The sequence below is a fragment of the Myxococcus sp. CA033 genome (genome assembly GCF_013336625.1).
In the GTDB taxonomy this organism is placed as follows: domain Bacteria; phylum Myxococcota; class Myxococcia; order Myxococcales; family Myxococcaceae; genus Myxococcus; species Myxococcus llanfairpwllgwyngyllgogerychwyrndrobwllllantysiliogogogochensis.
Window position 1 is genome coordinate 143,040 of the sequence record NZ_JABUMU010000027.1, and the last position, 23,551, is coordinate 166,590.

Sequence of the window (23,551 nt, forward strand, 5' to 3'; positions counted from 1 at the left end):
CATGGCCGTACCTCCCGCGAGGCGGATTGTCGAATCCGCCCGCTGTTGAGGGGCGAGGTCTTCACCAGCAGCCAACTGGACTGAAGCGGTCCCAGGAGCGGCCTACTCCTCGGGCCCGCGGAACCAACTTCGCGAGCCGTCCGCCTGGGAGCAGGGATGAAACAGCGCAACGAGCCGTCACCGGGTGACTTTCTCCACCTCGTGGATCTGCTGTGCCATCGCGCGCAGACACAGGGTGATTCGCTGCTGTATCGCTTTCTCGAATCGGGAGACGTCGACGGCCCTATCGAGGAGTGGAGCTACGCACGGCTGGACACGCGGGCGCGCGCGCTGGGCGCGCTCTTGCGGGCTTCCGGGGCGCAGGGACAGCGTGCGCTGCTGCTGTATCCGCCCGGCATGGAGTTCGTCGCGGGCTTCATGGGCTGTCTCTACGGCGGCGTGGTGGCGGTGCCTTGTTATCCGCCGGACCCGACACGCCTGGAGCGCACCCTGCCCCGCCTGCGCGCCATCGCCCAGGACAGCGGCGCGCGCTACGTGCTCACCACGAGCTTCATCCTGGAGATGTCGGAGCTGTTCAAGCCGCAGGCGCCGGAGCTGGCGGAGCTGCCGTGGCTGGCCAGCGACGCGGTGCCGGAGTCTCAAGCGGCCGAATGGCGGCGCCCGGAATTGGAGGGCGGCACGCTGGCGTTCCTCCAGTACACGTCCGGCTCCACGGGCAATCCCAAGGGGGTGATGGTGAGCCATGCCAACATCCTCCACAACGAAGCGCTCATCTCCCGAGGGTTCGGGCTGGATGCGTCGCGCTCGTCGGGGATGGGCTGGCTGCCCATGTTCCACGACATGGGGCTCATCGGAAAAGTGCTTCAGCCGATGTATCTCGGCTTCCCCTGCACGCTGATGTCGCCCATCTCCTTCCTGCAGCGCCCGCTGCGGTGGCTGGAGGCCATCTCCCACTTCCAGGCGACGTGCAGCGGCGGCCCCAACTTCGCCTACGACTTGTGCGTGCGGAAGGCGACGGAGGAGGACCGGGCCAAGCTGAAGCTGGGCAGCTGGGACCTGGCGTTCAACGGCGCGGAGCCGGTGCGGCGCGAGACGCTGGAGCGCTTCGCGGACACCTTCGCGCCCTGTGGTTTCCGCAGCACGTCCTTCTACCCCTGTTACGGCCTGGCCGAAGCGACGCTCATCGTCACGGGTGGCACGCAGGGCGAAGCCTTCGTCCACGGACGCTTCACCGCGGAGTCGCTGGAGCAGGGTCGCGCGGAGGCGCCGGCTTCGGATGTGGAGGGCGCGCGCGTGCGCACGCTGGTGGGCGCGGGAATCAGCGCGCCGGATCAGCGGGTTCTCATCGTCCATCCGGAGACGCGTGAGCCGCTCGCGGCGAACGCCGTGGGCGAGGTCTGGGTGTCGGGTCCGAGCGTGGCGCAAGGCTACTGGGCAAGGCCCGAGGAGACGGCGCACGCCTTCGAGGCGCGGCTGGCCTCGGGCGAGGGCCCGTTCCTGCGCACCGGAGACCTGGCGTTCCTGTCGCCCGAAGGGCAGCTCTTCGTCACCGGACGGCTCAAGGACCTGCTCATCATCCGGGGCCGCAACCTGTATCCCCAGGACCTGGAGCTGGAGGCGGAGCGCGCCCACCGCGCCATCCGCGCCGGTTGCTGCGCGGCCTTCAGCGTGGACGTGGAGGGCGAGGAGCGGCTGGTGCTCGCGGCGGAGGTGGACGTGCGCGACGGCTTCGATGCCTCGGCCGTCGTGGCCTCGGTGCGCCGCGTGCTCGCGGAGCAGCACTCGGTCCACGCGCATGGCGTGGTGCTGCTCCAGGCGCGCAGCATCCCGAAGACGTCGAGCGGGAAGATCCAGCGGCGCGCGACGAAGGCCGCATACCTCGCGGGTGAGCTGGAGATCGTCGAGGCCTCCGTGACGGAGCCCGAGGTCATCGAAGCACCCGCGACGCCTTCCTTGCCCCTCAAGGAGCTGCTGGCCTCCGCGTCCGAGGCCGAGCGCCCCGCGCATGTCGCGGACTTCCTGCGGTACGCCGTGGCGCGCACGCTGCGCCTGGACGCCGCGAAGCTCCAGGCCCACACGGAGCTGGCGAGCCTGGGCCTGGACTCGCTGATGGTGCTGGAGCTGCACGGCCTGCTGGAGTCCGAGCTGGGCGTGGCCCTGCCCGCGGCCTTCCTCTGGACCAGCCCGACGTTGGAGTCGGCCGCCGCGCGGCTGTTGGAGGCGTGGCAGGGCATCCGGCCCGTGGCCTCGCTCGTCGCGCCGCCGCTGACCTCGGGGCCTCGCGAGGGTGAGCTGCCCATGTCGTCGGGCCAGCTGCGGCTGTGGTTCCTGGACCGGCTGGTCCCGGACAGCGCGCTCTACAACCTCCACTTCCAGTTGCGGCTCACGGGCCCCCTGGACGCGGAGGCCCTGCGCCGAAGCCTGGACGCGCTGCTGGCGCGGCACCCCATGCTGAGCGCGGCCTTCCCCGAGGTGGAGGGACAGCCGCGCCTGGTGACTCGAGCCCCCGCCCCGCTGGCGCTCCCCCGGTTCGACCTGCGCACGCTGGAGCCCGAGGTGCGCGAAGGAGAGCTGCGACGGCTGTCGCTGGAGCAGTCGCGAGAGCCCTTCCGGCTGGCCGAGGGTCCCTCCGTGCGCGCGTCGCTGGTGGCCCTGGGTGAGCACGAGCACGTGCTGCTGATGACGCAGCACCACATCGCCACGGATGGCTGGTCCATCGGCGTGCTGGCGCGTGAGCTGGCGGCGCTGTACCGGGCCCAGGTCTCCGGGGCCACCGCCGAGCTGCCGCTGCCCGCCTTCCAGTACACGGACTTCTCGCGCTGGCAGCAGGGCCTGGGCGCGCTGCTGGACGGACAGCGCGCGTACTGGGCGAAGCAGCTCGCGGGCCTGTCCCGCCTGGAGCTGCCCACCGACTTCCCTCGCCCCCGTGAGCCGGGGTTCCAGGGCGCGCTGCACCGGCTCACGCTGGAGCGTCCACTGGTGGAGTCGCTGCGCGCGCTGGGACGTCGCGAGGGCTGCACGCTCTTCGTCACCCTGTCGGCGGCCTGGGCGGCGCTGCTACACCGCTACAGCGGGCAGGAGGACTTCGCCGTGGGCACCGTGGTGGCCAACCGCGAGCGCCCCGAGCTGCGTGACGTGGTGGGCTTCTTCGCGCACACGCTCGTGCTGCGCGCGAACCTCGCGGGCCAGCCGAGCTTCCGCGAGCTGCTCTCCCGGACGCGGCAGACCTTCCACGAGGCGCTGTCCCACGCGGACCTTCCCTTCGAGGAAGTCGTCGGCGCGGCGCGAGCCCCTCGGGGTGGCGCGGACAACCCGCTGTTCCAGACGGCGCTCTTGCTGGAGGCGCTGCCTCCCACGGACCTGACGGTGCCGGGCATGCAGTGGCAGCCGGTGCTGCCCGTGCCGGATGGCGCGGTGGAGGGCACGTCGAAGTTCGACCTCCAGCTGTCGCTAGCGGAGACGCCAGACGGCCTGACGGGTGCGCTCGAGTACCGCACGGACCTCTTCTCGTCCGCCACCGTGGCGCGCCTGGCGAAGCACCTGGAGACGCTGCTGCGCGCGGCGGTGGACTCCTCCGAGACGCGGGTGGAGGACCTGCCCCTGCTCGACGCCGAGGAGACGCGGCGGCTGCTGGTGGACTGGAATGACCTGACGCCCTCGGAGTCGGAGGACGACAACGCGTGCATCCACGCGCAGTTCCGCACCCAGGCGGCGAAGACGCCCGACGCGGTGGCCGTGGTGGGTGACGACGCGACGCTCACGTACGCGGAGCTGGACGCGCGCTCCAACGCGCTGGCGTGGCACCTGCGGCTGATGGGTGTCGGGCCCGAGGTGCGCGTGGGCCTGTGCGTGGAGCGCTCGGCCGCGATGGTTGTCGCGATGATGGGGGTGCTCAAGGCGGGCGGCGCGTACGTGCCCCTGGACCCGGACTATCCCCGCGAGCGGCTGGCATACATGCTGGAGGACTCCGGCGCGGCCGTGCTGCTCACCGAGACGCACCTGGAAGGCACCGTGCCCCCGGGGAAGGCGCGCGTCGTGACGTTGGAGAGCGTGGCCCTGGCCAACGGTGAGCGGCGCGACAGCCCGCCTCCGTTCGGCATGAGCCCGGCCCACCTGGCGTACGTCATCTACACGTCGGGTTCCACGGGGCGGCCCAAGGGCGTGATGGTGCCCCACGGCGGCGTGGCCAACTTCTTCACCGCGATGGACGCGCGCATCGGCCACCAGCCCGTGGGCTCGTGGCTGGCCGTCACCAGCATCTCCTTCGACATCTCCGTGCTGGAGCTGCTGTGGACGCTCACGCGCGGCTTCAAGGTCGTGGTGCAGGGCGAGGGCGCGTCCATCAAGGCGCCCGCCCGGGCCTCGGCCGCGAAGCGCAAGTCGATGGAGCTGAGCCTCTTCTACTTCGCGGATGACGCGGAGGCGTCGTCGGGAGACCGCTATCGGCTGCTGCTGGAGGGCGCGAAGTTCGCGGACCGCCATGGCTTCGCGGCGGTGTGGACGCCGGAGCGCCATTTCCACGCCTTCGGAGGCCTGTACCCCAGTCCCTCCGTGGCGGGCGCCGCCATCGCCGCCGTGACGGAGCGCGTGGCCATCCGCGCCGGCAGCGTCGTGCTGCCCCTGCACCACCCGGTCCGCGTCGCGGAAGAGTGGGCCCTCGTCGACAACCTGTCCCGGGGCCGCGTGGGCATCTCCGTCGCCTCCGGCTGGCACGCGAATGACTTCGTCTTCGCGCCCGAGCGCTACGAGAAGCGGCGCGAGCTGATGCTGGAGGGGCTGGACACGGTGCGCCGCCTCTGGCGCGGCGACACGCTGCGCATGACGGGCGGCGCGGGCGCGCAGGTGGACGTCACGCTGCGGCCCCGTCCGGTGCAGAAGGAGCTGCCGGTGTGGCTCACGGCGGCGGGCAACCCCGAAACGTTCCTTACGGCGGGGCGCCTGGGCTGCCATGTCCTCACCCACCTGCTGGGACAGACGTGGGAGGACCTGGAGAAGAAGCTGGTCCTCTACCGCGATGCCTGGCGCGCGGCGGGCCACGCGGGTGACGGCCACGTCACGCTGATGCTGCACACCTTCATCGGCGAGGACGCCGCCAAGGTGCGCTCGGTGGTGGAGAAGCCCTTCCGCGACTACCTGCGCAGCTCCGCGGACCTGATGCGCGGCCTGGGGCAGACGCTGGGCGTGGACCTGAACACGGCCACCGAGGCGGATCTGGATCGGCTGGCGGCGCAGGCGTTCGAGCGTTACTTCGAGACGAGCGGTCTGTTCGGCACACCGCGCTCCGTGCGCGAGCAGATGGAGCGGTTGCGGGCCCTGGGCGTGGACGAGGTGGGGTGCCTCATCGACTTCGGAATCCCGGCGGACACGGTGCTGGCCAGCCTCCCCCTGCTCCTCGAGGTGAAGCTCCAGGCGGACCGCGATGGCCGTCGCTCCGGCACCGCGCGCTCCATCCCGCTCAACCTGCGCGAGCACGCCGTCACGCACCTGCAATGCACGCCGTCACTGGCGCGCGCACTGCTGGCCGAGCCCGAGTCCTCCGAAGCGGTGGGCGGGCTGCGCCGGCTGATGGTCGGCGGCGAGGCCCTCCCCTCCTCCCTGGGTGCGTCGCTGCGCCAGGTCCTGGGCGAGGGCTCCGGGCTGCTCAACATGTACGGCCCCACGGAGACGACCATCTGGTCGTCCACGCACGACGTGAAGAGCGAGGCCGGGCCGGTGGTCTCCATCGGCACGCCGTTCCTGCGCACGCAGTTCTACCTGCTCGACGCGCGGCTGCGCCCGGTGCCGGTGGGCGTGCCCGGAGAGCTCTTCATCGGCGGCGCGGGCGTGGTGCGCGGCTACCTGGCACGTCCGGAGCTGACGGCGGACCGCTTCCTGCCGGACCCGTTCGCTCGCGAGCCGGGCGCGCGGCTGTACCGCACCGGAGACCGGGCTCGCTGGCGCGAGGACGGCACGGTGGAGTTCCTGGGCCGCGTGGACCACCAGCTCAAGGTGCGCGGCTTCCGCATCGAGGCGGGTGAAATCGAGGCGGTCCTCAGCGCGCGCCCCGAGGTCCGCGAGGCGGTGGTGGTGGCCCGCGAGGACACCCCGGGCGACGTGCGACTGGTCGCCTACGTGGTGGCGCGTGACGGACACGCCGTCGACGCGGCGGCGCTGCGCGATGCGGTGGCGCAGCGGCTGCCCGAGCACATGGTGCCGTCGCTGGTGGTGGACCTGCCGGCGCTGCCCCTCACGCCCAACGGCAAGGTGGACCGCAAGGCCCTGCCCGCGCCCACCGCGGCGCGCTCCTCACGCGCGGCCTACGTGGCGCCGCAGAGCCAGCTCGAGCAGCAGATTTCCGAAATCTGGAAGGAAGTGCTCAAGGTCGAGCAGGTGGGCGTGAACGACAACTTCTTCGACCTGGGTGGGCACTCGCTGCTCATGGTCCAGGTGCACGCACGACTCAAGGCGGCGCTCGGGGGCGAGCTGCCGCTGCTCAAGCTGCTGGAGCACCCCACCGTCAGCGCGCTCGCGCGTTTCCTGCGGCAGGGGACTCCGGTGGGTGCCTCATCGGTGGAGACGGCGCAGGACCGGGCGAAGCGCCAGCTCGAAAGCCTGAAACGACAGCAGCAACGGGCCAGGAAACAGGGGTAGGACTTTCATGGGGCGTCACACGGAGTACCAGGGGGAGTTGGGGCTGGCGGTGGCCATCGTTGGCATGGCCGTGCGCGTGCCCGGCGCGGAGGACGTGGCCGCCTTCTGGCGCCTGTTGCGCGACGGAGTAGAGGGCATCACCTTCTTCTCCGACGACGCGTTGAAATCCCTGGGTGTGGACCCGGCCTTTCTGGCCAACCCCCACTTCGTCCGCGCGGCGCCGGTGCTGGAGCGGCCGGGCCGCTTCGACGCGGGCTTCTTCGGTTACGCCCCGCGAGAGGCGGAGCTGCTGGACCCGCAGCACCGTATCTTCCTGGAGTGCGTCTGGACGGCGCTGGAGCACGCGGGCTACGCGCCGGGGCGAATCCCTGGGACGACGGGCATCTACGCGGGCTCCAGCCTGAGCAGCTACCTGCTCTTCAACCTGCTCTCGCGCGCGGAGTTCCAGCAGGCCGAGGACACCTTCCCGGCCATGGTGGCCAACGACAAGGACTTCCTCGCCACGCGCGTGGCCTATCACCTGGACCTCAAGGGTCCGGCCCTGACGGTGCAGACGGGCTGCTCCACGTCGCTCGTCGCCACGCACCTCGCCTGCCAGTCGCTGCTGGGCTACCAGTGCGACGTGGCGCTCGCGGGCGGCGTGTCCGTGCACGTCCCTCAGCGCACCGGATACCACTATCAAGAGGGCGGCATCACCTCTCCGGATGGCCACTGCCGCGCGTTCGACGCGAAGGGCCAGGGCACGCTCTTCGGCAGCGGCGCGGGCGTGGTGGTGCTCAAGCGCCTGGAGGATGCGCTCAACGACGGCGACACCATCCACGCCGTCATCCGCGCCTCGGCCATCAACAACGACGGCGCGATGAAGGTGGGCTTCACCGCGCCGGGCGTGGAGGGACAGGTGGAGGTCATCGCCCGGGCCCAGGCCATCGCGGAGGTGACACCGGAGTCCATCAGCTACGTGGAGGCCCACGGCACCGCCACGCCGCTCGGAGACCCCATCGAGGTGCAGGCGCTCGACACCGTGTTCCGCGCCGGCACCGACAAGCGCGCCTTCTGCGGCCTGGGCTCGGTGAAGACGAACGTGGGCCACCTGGACGCCGCGGCGGGAGTCACCGGACTGGTGAAGACGGTGCTCTCCCTGGAGCACGCGGAGCTGCCCCCCAGCCTGAACTACGAGACGCCCAACCCGCGCATCGACTTCGCCAACAGCCCCTTCTACGTCAACACCGCGCTCACGCCCTGGCCCGAAGGCGCCACGCCGCGCCGCGCGGGGGTGAGCTCGTTCGGTATCGGTGGCACCAACGCGCACCTCATCCTGGAAGAGTCCCCGCTCGTCCGGCCGGGCGATGCGCCTCGCGACTGGCAGCTCCTGGTGCTCTCCGCCCGGACGCAGACGGCGCTGGAGAAACAGACCACCGCCCTGCTGGCGCACCTGAAGGTGCATCCCGAGCAGCAGCTCGCGGACGTGGCGTGGACGCTGCAGTCGGGGCGCAAGGCGCTGGACCTCCGTCGCGTGCTGGTGTGCCGCGACAGGGACGATGCCGTGCGTGTGCTGGAGACGAGAGATCCGCAGCGCCTCTTCACGCTCGCGCCCGGCTCCGCCACGCCCTCGGCCGTCTTCATGTTCCCGGGCGGCGGCGCGCAGTACCCGGACATGGGCCGGGGTCTCTACGCCGCCGAGCCCGCCTTCCGCGAAGCGGTGGACCAGTGCTGCACGCTGCTGCGTCCCCGACTCGGCTTCGACCTGAAGCCCGTCATGTACCCGGACGCGGACTCCGCGGCGAGCGCGAGCCAGCGGCTCAAGCGGACCTCGCTGGCGCTGCCCGCGCTGTTCACCATCGAGTACGCCCTGGCCCGACTCTGGGAGTCCTGGGGCGTGAAGCCCGAGGCCGTCATCGGCCACAGCCTGGGCGAGTACACGGCGGCCTGTCTCGCGGGCGTCTTCTCGCTGGAGGACGCGCTGGCGCTGGTGGTGCTGCGCGGCAAGCTCTTCGAGGAACTGCCGGGTGGCGGAATGCTCAGTGTGCCGCTGCCCGAGTCGGAAGTGCGGCCCCTGCTGGGGGAGACGCTGTCCCTGGCGGCGGTGAACGGCCCCTCTCAGTGCGTGGTGGCCGGCACGGTGGAAGCCGTGGAGACCCTGGCGGCCGAGCTGACGCGACGTGAGGTGGAGTTCCGTCACATCCCCATCGACGTGGCGGCGCACTCGCATCTGGTGGGGCCGATTCTCGCGCGCTTCCAGGAGTTCATCGGGACGCTCCAGCGCAACGCGCCCACGCTGCCGCTGATGTCCAACGTCACCGGCACATGGATGACGCCCGAGGAGGCCACGGACCCGGTCTACTGGACGCGTCACCTGCGGCAGACCGTGCGCTTTGGCGATGGCATCCGCACGCTGGCGGAGCTGCCCCACCGCGTCTACCTGGAGGTCGGCCCCGGCCGCACGCTGAGCACGCTCGCGCGCCTCCAGCTCACGGGGCCCCAGGCGCCACCAGTCCTTCCCTCGCTGCGCCATCCGCAGGACCCGGTGCCCGACGAGGAACTGCTCACCGCCACGCTCGGCAAGCTCTGGGCGGCGGGAATCGGCGTCGACTGGAACGCGGTGCGCGGCGACAAGCGGCGCCTGCGCGTGCCCCTGCCCACCTATCCCTTCGAGGGACAGGACTACTGGCTCGCACCGGAGGCCCCGTCTGCTCAGCGGCGAGGCGCGGCGCGCAAGACGTCGGACGTCGGCGGCTGGTTCTACCTGCCCTCGTGGCGTCGCGCGCCGCTGCCCCTGCCTCGTGCGGGCGCCAGCACGGTGCGCGACTGGGTCGTGTTCGTGGATGCGGGTGGAGTGGGCGAGGCGCTGGCCGCCCGACTGGAGAGCGCGGGTCACCGCGTGGCGCGCGTGTCACGCGGTGCTCGACTTCAGGAGCTGGGCGGGCACCACTTCAGCCTGGACCCGATGGACGCGGAGGAGCCCACGTTCCTGCTGCTGGCCCTGAAGGCGAAGGACTTCAAGGTGGAGCGCATCGTCCACCTGTGGAGCCTGGATGGACTCGACGGCGCGGAGCACGAGTCGGCCGAGGCCCGCTTCGACCAACTTCAGGAGCGCGGGTTCCATCCCCTGCTGCGGCTGACGCGCGCGCTGGCGGAGGGGTCCCTTCCCGGCCCCGTGGAGCTGACGGTGGTGGGGCGCGGAGCGTTCGACGTGGAGAGCATGGACGCGGTCAATCCCGAGCACGCCACGCTGCCCGCGCTGTGCAAGGTGATTCCCCAGGAGCACGACACCCTGGCCTGCCGCTACGTGGACCTGGGCCCTGGCGGCGTGGCGATGACCTCGAGCGCCCTTCTGCGCGAGCTCACCTCCGACACCCCGGAGCCCGTGGTCGCCTGGAGAGGGACGCACCGACTGGCGCAGACGCATGAGTCGCTGCGGCTCGAACAGGATGGCGTGCCGGCGCAGCCCTTCAAGGCGCGCGGCGTGTACCTCATCACCGGCGGCCTGGGTGGCGTGGGCCTGCTGCTCGCGCGGCATCTGGCGAGCGCCCATCAGGCCCGGCTCATCCTGGTGAGCCGCGCGGGGTTGGAAGTGGACCCGGGCGGGCACAAGCAGCGCGCGGTGAAGGACCTGGAGGCAGCGGGCGCGGAGGTGCTGGTGGTCCGCGCGGACGTGGCGGACGAGTCGCGGCTGCGCATGGCGCTCGCGGAGGCGGACGTTCGCTTCGGCGCGGTGGACGGAGTGATTCACGCGGCGGGACTCGCGGGTGAAGGCGCGGTGGCACTGCTCTCCGGACTGGACGCGGCGGCCTGCGCACCCCACTTCCGGGCCAAGGTCCATGGCACCTACGCGCTGGAGCGCGCGCTGACGGGCCGGCCCCTGGACTTCGTGCTGCTCGTGTCCTCCAACGCCGCGGTGCTCGGAGGATTGGGGCTCGCGGCCTATGGCGCGGCGAACGCCTTCCTGGATGCCTTCGCCATCTCCCGCTCGCGCGAGGGGCTGACCCGGTGGCTGAGCACCAACTGGGACGGCTGGCCCGGCGTGGACGAGGTGACTCGCGAGGTCCGCACGAGCATCGACGTGTTCGCCATGTCGCCCACCGAAGCGGTGGAGGCCTTCCGCCGCGTGGTGGAGTCTCCCCTGAGTGGACAGGTGGTGGTGTCCACCGGCGACCTGGTCGCGCGCGTCGCGCGGTGGGTGCGGCGCGAGGGCACGGGGAAGCACGCGGACGCGGCGGGTGGCGCGACGCACGAGCGGCCCCAGCTCGGCACCGAGTACGTGGCGCCCACGGATGACGTGGAGCTGGCGCTGACGAAGGTGTGGCAGGAGCAGCTCGGACTGGCGCGGCTGGGCATCCACGACAACTTCTTCGACCTTGGTGGCAACTCGCTGCTGTGGCTCAAGATTGTCGGCCGCCTGAAGCGGGAGCTGGGGCGCGAAGTCCCCCTCACCTCCGTCTTCGAGGCTCCCACCGTGGCCGCGCTGGCGAAGCGACTGGGAGGACTGCCCGCCCCGGAGGAGTCCCCCAGCTTCGAGACGAGTCAGAACCGGGGAGCCCAGCGCAGGGAGCGGCGCAGTCGCCGTGAGTGAAGCAGTCAAGGAGTGGATGACGTGGACGTGAAGCAGCCAGCAGACATCGACGACGCGGACCTTGCCATCATCGGCATGTCCGGGCGCTTTCCTGGCGCCCGCGACACGGCGGAGTTCTGGGCGAACGTACGCGGCGGCGTGGAGTCCATCCGCTTCTTCACCCCCGAGGAGTGTCTCGCGGCGGGAGTTGCTCCGGAGCTGGTGGAGGACCCCGACTTCGTGCGCGCGGCCGCGGTGCTGCCCGAGCCCGAGTCCTTCGATGCCGCCTTCTTCGACATGCCGCCGCGTGAGGCGGAGCTGACGGACCCGCAGCACCGCGTCTTCCTGGAGGTCTGCTGGGAGGCGCTGGAGCACGCGGGCTATTCGCCGCGCGACTACCCGGGCGCCATCTCCGTGTACGGCGGGGCCACGCTCAACACGTATCTGCTGATGAACCTGGCGCGGAATCCCCGCGTGCTGGAGTCCGTCGAGCCGGTGCAGGTCAACATCGGCAACGGCACCGACTTCCTGGCCACCCGCGTCTCGTACAAGCTGAACCTCCGGGGAGCGAGCCACGCGGTGCAGAGCGCGTGCTCGACGTCACTGGTGGCCGTACACCTTGCCTGCCAGAGCCTGCTCAATGGCGAGTGCGACATGGCGCTCGCGGGCGGAGCGTCCGTCAACGTCAGCTTCCTCCATGGCTACCGACACGCCGAGGGTGGGATGGCGTCACCGGATGGCCGCTGCCGTCCCTTCGACGCGAAGGCCCGGGGCACGCTGTTCGGCAGCGGCGCGGGCGTCGTGCTGCTGAAGAAGCTGCGCAACGCCGTGCGAGATGGCGACACGGTGCACGCCGTCATCAAGGGCTCGGCCATCAACAACGATGGCGCGCTCAAGGCGGGCTACACCGCCCCGGGCATCGAAGGGCAGTCCCAGGTGGTGGCGGAGGCGCTCGCGGCCTCCGGACTGGACGCGGACTCCATCGGTTATGTGGAAGCCCACGGCACCGCGACGCCCCTGGGAGACCCCATCGAGGTGGAGGCCCTCACGCGCGCCTTCCGCTCCTCCACGCAGCGGCGGCGCTTCTGCGCGCTGGGCTCGGTGAAGGGCAACGTCGGCCACCTGGACGCCGCCGCCGGCATCACCGGCCTCATCAAGACAGCCCTGGCCGTGAAGCACGGAGAGCTGCCGCCCAGCCTCCACTACGAGCGGCCCAACCCGGCCATCGACTTCGACGGCAGTCCCTTCTACGTCAATGCGACGCTCAAGCCCTGGCCCGCCGGCGCACTGCCCCGGCGCGGCGGCGTGAGTTCGTTCGGCGTGGGTGGCACCAACGCGCATGTGGTGCTGGAGCAGGCGCCTCGGTCGCCCGACAGCGCGGCCTCGCGTCGCGCGTGGCAGTTGTTGCCGCTGTCCGCGCGCACTCCCTCCGCGCTGGAGGCCAGCACGAAGCGACTGGCCGAGGCCCTGAAGTCCCAGCCCGACGCGAAGCTCGCGGACGTGGCCTGGACGCTCCAGGCGGGACGCCAGCGCTTCTCGCAGCGACGCTTCGTCCTCGCGCGAAGCGTGGGTGACGCGGTGGAGGTGCTCTCCACGACAGGGGATGCACGCGGCCACACGGAGACGCAGGACGCGGTGGAGCGCCCGGTGGCGTTCCTCTTCCCGGGTCAGGGCTCGCAGCACGTGGGCATGGGGCGCGCACTGTATGACGCGGAGCCCGTCTTCCGCGCCGAAGTGGACCGCTGCGCCGAGCTGCTCAAGGCGCATCTGGCCGGGCGCGACCTGCGCGAGGTGATGTACCCGAAGTCGGGAGAGCCCGCGGAGCACGAGAAGACGCTGGCGCGCACGGAGTTCACACAGCCCGCGTTGTTCACCCTCGAGTACGCCACCGCGCGGCTCTGGATGTCCTGGGGCGTGAAGCCCGCGGCGATGCTCGGTCACAGCATTGGCGAGTACGTGGCCGCATGCCTCGCGGGTGTCTTCACCCTGGAGCACGCGCTTCAACTGGTCGCCGCACGCGGCCGGCTGATGCAGTCGCTGCCGTCCGGCTCCATGCTGGCGGTGCCGCTGAGCGAGGACGAGGTCCGTCCCTATCTCGGCACCGAGCTGAGCCTCGCCGCGGTGAACGCACCCATGCAGTGCGTCGCCTCCGGGCCGACGGAGGCCGTGGAGAAGTTGAAGCGCCAGTTGGATGAGGCGGGCGTACGCAGCCACGTGCTCGTCACGTCTCATGCCTTCCACTCGGCGATGATGGACCCCATCCTGGAGGCCTTCACCGCGCGCGCGGCGGCTGTGACGCTGCGGCCCCCCACCCTGCCCTTCGTCTCCAATGTCACCGGGACGTGGATCACCACGGAGCAGGCGACGAGCCCGAAGTACTGGGCCCAGCACCTGCGTGGCGCGGTGCGCTTCGCGGATGGACTGCACGCGCTGCTCTCGGACCCGAAGCGCGTCGTGCTGGAGGTGGGACCCGGACAGGTGCTCAGCCGGCTCACGCGGCGGTATCCCGACACCACCCCGGGACGCCCGGTGCTCGCCTCCATGCCCACGCCGCAGGACACCGTGGCCACGGACGCGCCGCCGCTCGCGTACACGACGCTGGGCGGACTGTGGCAGGCCGGAGTCACCGTGGATTGGCGAGGCTTCCACGGCGAGGAGCGTCGCCATCGCCTTCCGCTGCCGACCTACCCCTTCGAGCGACAGCGCTTCTGGGTAGAGCCCGACACGAAGCCTCACGCCGAGGCCGTGCCCGTCACGACCGAGACGCTCGGGGTGCCGCTCGCCCAGGCGCCGATGGAGCGCTGGTTCCATGCCCCGTCGTGGAAGCGCGCGCCGCTTCCTCCCGGCCGCACCGCGAAGGCGACACACCCGCGCGTCTGCCTGGTGCTCGAGGACGAGTCGTCTCCCACCGAGGCCCTGCTGACGCCGGAGCCCGGCGAGGAGCGGATGGTGCTCCGCGTGCGGCCGGGTGCGGGCTTCAGTCGCACGGGAGAGTGGGACTACACCGTGGCGCCGGGCTCGCTTCCGGACCTGCGCGCGCTCCTCGGTGCGCTGCGGGATGCGAGCAGGCTCCCCGACACCGTGTTGCATCTCTGGAGCCTGACGTCGGACGTCCCCGCCTCCTTCGCGCAGGTCCAGGCGAGCGGCTACTTCACGCTCGTCGCGCTCGCGCGGGCGCTCGTCGAGTTCGCGCCCGAGCGGCCCTGCACCGTCTGGGTGGTGTCCAACCACGTCCACGACGTGACAGGCGACGAGTCGCTCCGCGCCGACAAGGCCACGCTGCTCGGCCCCTGCCGGGTGATTCCGCAGGAGCACCCGAGCCTGCGGTTCCATCACGTGGACGTGGTGACGGGCCCGGCGGCGAACCTCTCTTCCACCGGACTGCGGGCCCTCCGCGCGGAGCTGCGTTCGGTGCCCGTGGAAACGGTGGTCGCGCTGCGGGGTCCGCATCGCTGGGTCCAGTCCCTGGAGCCGCTGCCGCTGCCCGATGCCCCCACGCCCCACCCGAGCGCGCGCCCCGGTGGCGTGTACCTGCTCGTCCATGGGCTGGGCGGTCTGGGCGCGATGAATGGGCGCGCGCTGGCCAGCCTGTCGCCAGGAGCGAAGCTCGTCTGCCTGGAGCCGCTGGGCTTTCCGTCGCGCGACACCTGGGACGCTCACGTCGCAAGTCACGGTGAGACCGAGGCCTGGACGCAGCGGATCCGCCGGGCACGGCAGTTGGAGGCCCTGGGCGCGGAGGTGGTGGTGCTCCCCGTCGACCTGACGCGGCAGGAGTCGCTGCGCGAAGCCGTCGACACGGCCGTGGCCCGCTTCGGTGCGCTCCACGGCGTGGTGCATGCGGCGTGGCTCCCGAAAGACCAGGTGGCGCGACTCGTCTCCGAGACGGGGCCCGAGGAGAGCGCCTGGCATTTCGACCCGCGCGCGCGAGGGCTGGCCCTGTTCGACGCGGTGCTGGGTGAGCGTGCGCTGGACTTCCGCGTGGTGGCCTCGTCCATCTCCGCGGTGCTCGGCGGCATGGCCACGGTCGCGCACACGGCCGCGAGCGCTTGGCAGGACGCCTTCGCCCAGGCCGCGTCACATGAAGGCCGGCGGTGGTTGAGCCTGGGTTGGGACGTGGTGAAGGTGGAGGACTACGGCGCGCACCCGGGCGCACGTGGCGAGGCGCTGGACCGCCTGGCGCTCTCTCCCGAGCAAGGCGCGGAGGCCCTGAGCCGCGCGCTCGCGCATGCCACGGGCCCCTGGCTGGTGGTGTCCACGCATGACGTGGCCGCGCGCCAGTCTTCGGGCTCCCGGGCCTCCGTGTCCGAGGAGCTCCGCGAAGAGCCCGCGGCGCGCCCTCAGCATCCTCGGCCGTCGAACCTGCGCAGCGCCTACGTGGCGCCCACGACGGACATGGAGCGGACGCTGGCGGACCTGTGGCAGCAGACGCTGGGTGTGGCGCCCATTGGCATCCAGGACAACTTCTTCGAGCTGGGCGGTGACTCCCTCATCGCCGTGCAGCTCAGCGACCGGCTCAAGCGGCGGCTCAATGTCAGCGTGCCCGCGTCCAGCCTCTACGAAGGCGTCACGGTGAAGGCCCTCGCGGCGTTGCTCCAGCCGCCCGAGGCGGGACCGGGCTCGGCGAACAACGAGGCCGACGAGCGCGAGTCCACCGTCCAGCGCCGCAAACAGAACCTCCAGCGTCAGCGCTCTCGTCGACGCGCGGACGACGAAGAGCCGGAGGACGGCGACTGAGTCGTCGCGGCTCCGCCTCGACCTCCCCGCGCCCTCACCCCATGCGAGCCATCCTCACCAACTTCGGAACCCTCGGCGACATCCAGCCCTTCGTGGCGCTGGCCGTCGAGCTGAAGCGCCACGGCCATCAGCCCGTGCTCGCCGCCGCGCCCTCGTACCGCGCGCTCGCGCAACTCCATGACCTCGACTTCATCCCGGTGGGTCCCGACCTGAGGGCGGCGCAGAGCGGCATCACCCAGGCGATGATGGGGAGCCCGGACGTCGTGCACTCCGCCGGAGGCATGCTCCAGCTCTTCCAGCCGCTCGTGGAGTCGCTGCCCCGCATGTTCGAGGACCTGCGCGCCGCGTGTCGGGGCGCGGACGTGCTCATCAGCGGGCGCGTCCAGCCCGCCGCGCGCATGGTGCATGACCTGACGCACCTGCCCTTCGTCACGGTGCTGGTGGAGCACAGCGGCAGTGGTGGTGGCGGCCCGGCCTTCCAGGCGGCCGTGCGCGGACTGGTCAATCCCCTGCGCGAAGCCCACGGCCTGCCACCGCTCGACAATCCGCTGGTGGATGGCCTGTCGAATCAGCTCGTGCTCACCGCGCTGAGCCGGCACGTGCGGCCTCCCGCCGCGGACCTGCCGCCGCACCACCACACCGTCGGGTACTGCTTCCTCGATGAGCCGGGCTTCACGCCGGACGCGGAGCTCGCCGCGTTCCTCGCGGAGGGCGAACCTCCCGTCTGCATCACCTTCGGCAGCATGACGCACGCGGACCCGGAGGCGCTGACGGAGGCGCTGGTACAGGCCACGGTGCGCTCGGGACGACGGGCCCTCATCCAGCACGGCTGGAGCGGACTGGGGCAGCGCGCCCTCCCGTCGACAGTGAGGGCCTTGGGACAGGTGCCGCACGCCTGGCTCTTCTCGCGGGTGTCGTGCGTGGTGCATCACGGTGGCGCGGGGACCACGGGCGCGGCCTTCCGGGCGGGCGTCCCGCACGTCGTCGTGCCGCACACGTATGACCAGTTCACCTGGGGCGAGGTCGTCCAGGAGCTGGGTTGTGGAGCCGCGGCGCTTCCCATCGGGGAGCTGAACGCGGAGCGACTCGGGGACGCGCTGAGCACGGTGCACGCTCGCGCGGACCTCCAGGCGGCAGCGGCGCGGCTGGGCGAGCAGCTCCGCGCGGAGCACGGAACGATGAAGGCGCGTCACCTCCTCGAGGACCTGGTCCGTCGAGTAGGGCTCGCCTCGGACTCGGGCACCGAGAACGAGGCGGACGCGGATGACGAGGGGCGGCAACAGCGCCGGCGGATGGCGCTGAAGCAGCAGCGGGCGAGGAAGGTCGAAACTTGAGCGGGACTTTGGAGAGAGACATGGCCACGGATTCTTCCAACGCGGACACCACGGGACTGGAGATCGCCATCGTCGGCATGGCCGGGCGCTTCCCGGGAGCACGCGACCTGGAGGCCTTCTGGCGCAACCTGCGGGACGGCGTGGAGTCCATCAGCTTCCTGACGGACGCGGACCTGGAGGCGAGCGCGTTGGACACGGCCGCCATCCGCTCGGACCCGAACTACGTGAAGGCCGCCGCCGTCCTGGAGGACGCGGACCTCTTCGACGCGGGCTACTTCGGCGTCACCCCCAAGGAAGCGGAGGTGATGGACCCGCAGCAGCGTGTCTTCCTGGAGTGCGCCGTGGAGGCCCTGGAGCACGCGGGCTACGACGCCGAGCGCTACAAGGGTCGCATCGGCGTGTACGCCGGCGCGCGCACGGACACGTACGTCTTCAACCTCTTCTCCAACCCCGCCGCGCTGGGTGGACTGGACCCGTTCGAGATTGGCCTGGGCAATGACCTGGCCTTCCTCACCACGCGCGTCGCTCACCGCCTCAACCTGCGCGGGCCCGCGTACTCCGTGCACACCGCGTGCTCCACCGCGCTGGTCGCGTTGCACCTGGCGGGACAGGCCCTGCTCGCGGACGAGTGCCGGATGGCCATCGCGGGCGGCGTCGCCATCAACGTCCCGCAGAAGGTGGGCTACCTGTATCAGTACGGCGGCATCGCCTCGCCGGACGGCCACTGCCGCGCCTTCGATGCGAAGGCGGCGGGTACCATCTTCGGCAGCGGCATTGGTCTGGTGGTGCTCAAGCGCCTGGAGGACGCGCTGGCCGACGGCGACACCATCCATGCCGTCATCAAGGGCTCCGCCATCAACAACGACGGCGCAGTGAAGGCCAGCTTCACCGCGCCCAGCGTGCAGGGCCAGGCCACCGTCATCAAGGACGCCCTCGCCGCGGCGGAAGTCTCCGCCGACACGATTTCCTACGTGGAAACGCACGGCACCGGCACCGCGCTGGGAGACCCCATCGAGCTGCGCGCCCTGACGAAGGTGTTCGGCGCTAAGGCGAAGGGCCGTCGCACGGTGCCCATCGGCTCGGTGAAGACGAACGTGGGCCACCTGGACGCGGCGGCCGGCAGCGCGAGCCTGCTCAAGGCCATCCTCGCGATGAAGCATCAGCAGCTTCCGCCCAGCCTCCACTTCGAGTCCCCCAACCCGCAGATCGACTTCGACAGCGGCCCCTTCTACGTGAACACCGCGCTGCAGCCCTGGCCGCGCGGCAGGACGCCCCGGCGCGCGGGCGTCAGCTCGTTCGGCATTGGCGGCACCAACGCGCACATCGTCCTGGAAGAAGCACCTCCCGCGCCGTCGGCATCGACCGGACGCCCGTGGGAGTTGCTCGTGCTCTCCGCGCGCAGCCACACCGCGCTCGACTCGGCCACCGCTCGGCTCGCGCAGCACCTGGAGTCTCAGCCGCAACAGGCGCTGGCGGACGTGGCGTACACGCTCCAGGTGGGCCGCAAGGCCCATGCGCACCGTCGGGTAGTGGTGGCTCGCGACGGGCAGGATGCCGTGCGCGTGTTGCGCATGGCGGAGCCCCAGCGCGTCCTCTCGGGCACGCACGAGACGGGCAACCGCCCCGTGTCCTTCCTCTTCTCCGACGCCGGAGCGGAGGCTCCGCTGGAGTCGCTGTACCGCTCGGAGCCCGCCTTTCGCGCGGAAGTGGACCGCTGCGCGGAGCTGCTCCAGTCGCGGCTCGGCGTGGACCTGCGCGCCGTGCTGTATCCGGAGGACGGGAGCCGTCCCAGCCGCTCCGGACCGGTGAGCGCCGCCGCGCGCTTCGTCGAGCCGTATGCCCTGGCGCGCCTGTGGATGTCATGGGGCGTTCAGCCCGAGTCGATGCTCGGTGAGGGCATGGGCGCGTGGATCGCCGCGAGCCTCGCGGGCACGCTCCCGCTGGAGGAAGCCCTCTCGTTGGTGGTCGCCCGAGGCGAGGGCCGCGAGCTGTCACCGAGCGCCTCCACGCTGAAGGCGCCAGAAGTGCCGCTCTACTCTCTCGTCACGGGCGCCCTGCTCACCGCCGCCGAGGCGACTCGACCGGAGACGTGGAAGGACGCGGCGAGCCGCGCGCCGCGCCTGGACGACGCGCTTCGTGAGCTGGTGAAGGAGCCGTCTCGCGTCGTGCTCGCGATGGGGGCCACGGGGCTGATCGTCGAGCGGGCGCGCGCGCTGGCGGGAAGCACCGGGACGCGCTCGGTGCGAGGCTGCCTGCCCGCGTCTGGAGACAGCCAGCCCGCGCCGGTGGCGGTGCTCGGCACGCTGGGCCAGCTCTGGCTGGAGGGCGTGGAGGTGGACTGGGAAGCCGTGAGCGAGGGCCGTGTCCTGCGCCGCGTGCCGCTCCCCACGTACCCCTTCGAGCGCCAGCGCTACTGGGTGGCTCCGGGCACGCGCGTCGAGGCCACGCAGGCACAGGTGCCGCAGGGCAAGCTGGTGGACATGGCGGACTGGTTCCACGTGCCCGCCTGGCATCGCACGGCGCCCGTGGCCCTGGACCGCAAGGCCCTGGCCGAGCGTCGTTGCTGGGTCGTCTTCGTGGATGGACTGGGCGTCGGCGAGGCTTTGTGCCGTCGACTGGAGGAGTCAGGACAGGACGTGGTGAGCGTGCGCCAGGGGAGCGCGTTCATGCGAGACGCCGCGCGCCGCTACGCGCTCGACCCGCGTCTGCGCGGTGACTACGCCACGCTGTGGAAGGACCTGGCGGACCAGGAGCTGAGCCCGTCCGTGGTGGTCCACCTGTGGAGCCTCGCCTCGTCGGGCGAGGACCTCCCGGGGCCGGAGCTGTTCCGCAAGGTCCAGGACACGGGCTACTACAGCCTCCTGCACGTGGGGCAGGCGCTCGCCCAGGGTGACACCTCCCGCCCCGTGCGGCTGGAGGTCGTGACGGACCGGCTGCATGACGTCGCGGGCGAAGGAAGAGCCCTCCCGGAGAAGGCCACGCTGCTGGGGCCCTGCAAGGTGATTCCGCAGGAGCAGGAGCACGTCACCACGCGCTGCATCGACCTGATTGCCCCCGAGCCTCGGAGCGCGGGCGTGGAGAAGCTCGCGGAGCGCCTGCTGGCCGAGTTCAGTCAACGCACGCGTGACGCGGTCGTCGCGTGGCGCTCCAACCAGCGCTTCACGCAGACCCATGCGCCGCTCCGCCTGGAACCCTCGGGAGAGGCGCACGCGCCGCTGCGCGAGCAGGGCGTCTATCTCATCACCGGAGGCCTTGGCGGCGTGGGCCTGATGCTCGCCAGGCACCTGGCGCAGACCCTCAAGGCACGGCTCGCGCTGCTGGGCCGGACCACCCTGCCGGCGCCGTCCGAATGGGATTCGTATCTGGCCACGCACCCGGAGACTGACGCGGTGGCCCAGCGCATCCTCCGCGTACGGGAGCTGGAGCAGAGCGGCGCGCAGGTGATGGTGGTGGGCGCGGACGTCGCGGACGCCCAGCAACTGGAGGCGGCGGTGACGCAGGTGGAGGCCCGCTTCGGCGCGTTGCATGGCGTGCTCCACTGCGCGGGCGTCACCCACGGCCCGTCGCTCTACAACCCGCTGACGGAGATTGGTCGGGGCGAGTCCGAGACGCAGTTCGGCCCGAAGGTCTACGGCACGTATGCGCTGGAGAAGGTGCTGAGCCGTCGCTCGGTGGACTTCGCCCTGCTCTTCTCGTCCAACGCCGCGGTCCTCGGTGGTCTCGGCTACCTGACGTACGCGTCCTCCAACCTCTTCATGGACGCCTTCGCTCAAGCCCGCTCCGGAGGAACTGGGACTCGCTGGGTGAGCGCGTCGTGGGACCCGTGGCCGGAAGAGACGAAGCACACCCACGTGCGCACCAGCATGGACCAGTACGCCATGACGCCCCAGGAAGGCGCCGAGGCCGTCCGTCGCCTGGTGACGCTCGGCGTGGATGGACACGTCATCGTCGCCACCGGAGACCTGGCCCAGCGCTGGAAGCTTTGGATTCAGCGCGACACGTCCCAGCCCACGTCGGGTGCGCGGGCGGCCGGCAAGCCGCGTCGCGCGAAGACGCCCTTCGTGGCGCCCGCGAGCGAGCTGGAGAAACAGCTCGCGGCCATCTGGCAGGAAGTCCTCGGCGTGGACTCCGTGGGCCTCAACGACAACTTCTTCGACCTGGGAGGCCACTCGCTGCTGGCCACGCGCGTGGCCGGACGCCTGCGCACCCAGTTCGAGTTCGACATTCCCCTGGCGAAGCTCTTCGAGGCCGCCACCGTGGCCTCTCTCGCGAAGCTGGTGGCCGACCACCAGACCGCGCTCGAAGAGGCCGCCAGTCAAGCCGCGCTCGAGGAGCTGTCCAACCTCAGCGACGAAGAGATTGAAGCCGAGCTGGCGCGACGCTCGCGCTAGCCCGCACTGAATTTCAGCCGGGCCGAGCAGGACACGTCATCGGCCCCCCGCAACCTTCTCCTCCGCCCTGGGTTCCCCCGGGTCGCGGAGGCACCGAAGTTGGAGTCCAGCAATGAGCGGTAGCTCCAAGAATCTCGACAAGCTCACTCCCAAGCAGCGCGCGCTGTACGAGTTGCTCCTCAAGGAGAAGAAGGGGCAGCTCCAGGCCACGACGACGCAGGCGCTCGAGCGGACCATTCCGCGTCGCGCCGGAACGGAGCCCGCACCGGCTTCCTTCCCGCAGCAGCGACTGTGGGTGGTGGATCAGCTCGAGGGCGGAGAGGCCTTCGCCTACAACGTTCACATCACCGTGCAGTTCACCGGCGTGCTGGACGTCCCGCTGCTGGAGCGGTGTGTGAATCAGGTGGTGCGACGCCACGAGTCGCTGCGCACCGTGTTCGCCGCGAGGGACGACGGGCTCCCCATCCAGGTCGTCGTGCCGGAGCTTTTGCTGACCATCCCAGTGGAGGACATCTCCCGGCTCGGCAAGGCGGAGCAGGACGAGGAGGTGGAGCGCCGCACGAGCGAGGAGTCCCAGCGCCTGTTCGACCTGGCGCGAGGCCCCCTGCTGCGCGGCAAGGTGCTGCGCCTGGGGCCCGACAACCACGTGGCCCTGGTCACCATGCATCACCTGGTGACGGACCGTTGGTCGCTGGGTGTCTTCGTCCGCGAGCTGATGGCCTTCTACGCGGCGGAGGTCACGGGACAGGCGCCCGCGATTCCCGAGCTCGTCATCCAGTACTCCGACTTCGCGGAGTGGCAGCGCGAGCGGATGCAGGGTGAGCGGCTGCGCGTCGAGCTGGACTTCTGGAAGCAGCACCTGAAGACGTTGCCAGCGCCGTTGGAGCTGCCCACGGACAGGCAGCGCCCGGCGCGCCAGACGTACCGGGGCTCCCGCCAGTTCGTCACGCTCCCCGTCGCGCTCACGCGTGCGCTGAAGGAGGTCAGCCAGCAGGAGGGGGCCACCCTCTTCATGACGCTCTTGGCCACGTTCCAGACGTTGATGCACCGGCACTCTCGACAGACGGACATCACCGTCGGCTCGCCCATCGCCGGCCGCAACGTGCCGGAGCTGGAGACGCTGATCGGCTTCTTCGTCAACACGCTGGTGCTGCGCAATGACCTGGGCGGCAACCCCACCTTCCGCGAGCTGCTGCGCCGCGCGAAGGAGGTGTGCATGGCCGCGTACGCACACCAGGAGCTGCCCTTCGAGAAGCTGGTGGAGGAGCTGCAGCCCCCGCGTGACTTGAGCCGTCACCCGTTGTTCCAGGTGATGTTCAGCTTCCAGAACACCCCGCGCCAGGACCTGTCGATGCCGGGGTTGCAGTCCACCTATCTGCTGGTGGACCCGGGCTCGGCCAAGTTCGACCTGCTGCTGGAGCTGCGCGAGGACCGGCCGGACGAAATCTTCGGCTGGCTCGAATACAACACCGACCTGTTCGACGTCGCGACCATCCAGCGGATGCGCGGGCACTTCTACTCGCTGCTCGGCGCAGTGGCCGCCAACCCCGACGCCCGTCTGTCCGAGCTGCCCCTGCTCACCCAGGAGGAGCAGCTCCAACTGCTCTCCGACTTCCAGGGCCAGCAGGACGACTTCCCGCGCGACGTGTGCCTGCACTCACTCATCGAGGCCCAGGCTCGTCGCACTCCCGACGCGGAGGCACTGCGCTTCGAAGACTCTGCTCTTTCCTACGCGCAGCTCGACTCACGCTCCAACCAACTGGCGTGGCACCTGCGCTCCCTTGGTGCTCGCCCGGGTTCTCTCGTCGGCGTCTGCCTGGAGCGCTCGCTCGACCTCGTCGTCGCGCTGCTCGCCGTCCTCAAGTCCGGCGCCGCCTACGTTCCCCTGGACCCCGCGTATCCCCGCGAGCGCC

General features: G+C 71.0%; 6 protein-coding genes. All 6 read left to right on the forward strand.

The genetic code is table 11. From position 1 onward, the window contains the following. Positions 1 to 156 precede the first annotated feature (156 nt). Positions 157 to 6,630 carry a MupA/Atu3671 family FMN-dependent luciferase-like monooxygenase gene (locus HUA78_RS39125; RefSeq protein WP_174478526.1) on the forward strand — a complete coding sequence of 2,158 codons (6,474 nt, stop codon included), beginning with the start codon at positions 157 to 159 and terminating at the stop codon, positions 6,628 to 6,630. A 7-nt stretch (positions 6,631 to 6,637) separates the two neighbouring features. Continuing rightward, positions 6,638 to 11,200, forward strand: coding sequence for a type I polyketide synthase (locus HUA78_RS39130; protein ID WP_174478527.1), 4,563 nt, complete (start codon positions 6,638 to 6,640; stop codon positions 11,198 to 11,200). Positions 11,201 to 11,227: 27 nt separating this feature from the next. Next, positions 11,228 to 15,913 carry a type I polyketide synthase gene (locus HUA78_RS39135; protein ID WP_217442769.1) on the forward strand — a complete coding sequence of 1,562 codons (4,686 nt, stop codon included), beginning with the start codon at positions 11,228 to 11,230 and terminating at the stop codon, positions 15,911 to 15,913. A gap of 41 nt (positions 15,914 to 15,954) precedes the next feature. Next, complete coding sequence (locus HUA78_RS39140) at positions 15,955 to 17,247, forward strand: glycosyltransferase (protein WP_174478529.1); 1,293 nt, start codon at positions 15,955 to 15,957, stop codon at positions 17,245 to 17,247. Positions 17,248 to 17,267: 20 nt separating this feature from the next. After that, the gene (locus tag HUA78_RS39145) at positions 17,268 to 21,638 is read left to right on the forward strand and encodes a type I polyketide synthase (protein ID WP_254624143.1); all 4,371 of its coding nucleotides are present in this window, start codon (positions 17,268 to 17,270) and stop codon (positions 21,636 to 21,638) included. A 112-nt stretch (positions 21,639 to 21,750) separates the two neighbouring features. After that, a partial coding sequence (locus HUA78_RS39150; RefSeq protein ID WP_174478531.1) for a condensation domain-containing protein occupies positions 21,751 to 23,551 on the forward strand: 1,801 nt, incomplete at its 3' end.

What these genes read in the sequence shown, in the direction of transcription:
- HUA78_RS39125 (WP_174478526.1), top strand. Translation starts at nt 157, where the DNA reads ATGAAACAGCGCAACGAGCCGTCACCGGGTGACTTTCTCCACCTCGTG.
- HUA78_RS39140 (WP_174478529.1), top strand. Translation starts at nt 15,955, where the DNA reads ATGCGAGCCATCCTCACCAACTTCGGAACCCTCGGCGACATCCAGCCC.
- HUA78_RS39145 (WP_254624143.1), top strand. Translation starts at nt 17,268, where the DNA reads ATGGCCACGGATTCTTCCAACGCGGACACCACGGGACTGGAGATCGCC.
- HUA78_RS39130 (WP_174478527.1), top strand. Translation starts at nt 6,638, where the DNA reads ATGGGGCGTCACACGGAGTACCAGGGGGAGTTGGGGCTGGCGGTGGCC.